We start from the raw sequence: 1,137 nt of genomic DNA, 5'->3' as shown, positions 1-1,137 counted from the left end.
AACAAAATTGCCAAAACAAAAAAGAGAGAAGTAAATATTTGTAAGTGATGACTAAAACTTAGAGCAGTTGACAGAGACAAATATTTTGTTGAGACCTTGGAGATGTAGAAGAGTATTAAAAGGCAGTTTGGCAAAGTAAAGTTGTGGTATGGATTGAGAAAATCTCGATATAGATGGAGGTGGAGAGTAGTAATACAAGCCATCAAGAACTCTATTGTTATAAACATAAAAGTGTTAGCAAAGATCCCCAAAAAGGTTTCAAAAAGAGAACTCAATTACAATAAATTAATTTTAAAGAGTACAATAAAAGTTAGAAATGAGAAAAAGTAGAAAAAATAAAAAGTTAAACTAAAATTTTGAAAAAGTTGATATACAAATAGGGAAACACGAGGAAATTTTCAGAGACATCTTTGCAAGAACTTGCTATGAATAAGAATTGGATATGATTTAATAAGATAGCGAAGAATCATACAATTTACAAGTTTGGAGGAGGTAGTATGATTATCATTGAAGCAAGGAATTTTACAAAGATTTTCACTGCTTTCTTTTATCGGATCTCCTTAATATAATTTTTTTCGTGTTTTTGTATAAGAAAATAACGCTTGTATAATATATGAGAATGAGGCGTTGAATGTCTGCTAAATTAAAGAAAGTCCTGAGAATTTTCATACTCATTGTTGTAGTTCTTTTTATTTTTTGCAGTTTAATTAGGATAAATTTTTACCATGCGCTTCCATTGCAGGAACCTTCAGCTGAAAGGCCTCTTACTCTGCCAAAAGATCAGGCTGCTCACTTTGACGCTGAAACTGAATGGTGGTACTATAACGGCCATCTTCAAACAAAAGATAATGAAAAATTCGGTTTTGAGTTAGTTTTCTTTAAGCATTATGTTCCTTTTATACCTTTCAAACGGTTAATTGAACCTGTTTATGCAGCTCACTTTGCAATTGTTAATGAGGATATGAAAGACTTTACCTATGCTACTCGGATAAGTTTTCCTCGTGTCTGGGAGGCAGGAGCAGATAAAGACCACTATCGAGTTTGGAACGGTGATTGGAAAGCAGAAGGTATAGATGGAAGAGATCACATAAGAGCCTCAATGAAGGATTATACTATTGACCTGTATCTTTCTTCCTC

At 32.8% G+C, this 1,137-nt stretch carries 1 protein-coding gene; it reads left to right on the top strand.

Translation table 11 applies throughout. The features are described 5' to 3' along the window. Nucleotides 1-631: 631 nt before the first annotated feature. Nucleotides 632-1,137, top strand: a 506-nt coding sequence (locus K6343_05955) for a carotenoid 1,2-hydratase (protein MEF3245500.1), incomplete at its 3' end; no start/stop codon positions are given.

This window comes from Caldisericaceae bacterium, assembly GCA_036574215.1.
GTDB lineage: Bacteria > Caldisericota > Caldisericia > Caldisericales > Caldisericaceae > Caldisericum.
The sequence above is the reverse complement of the archived record's forward strand: the minus strand, read 5'-3'. Positions and strand labels throughout refer to the sequence as shown.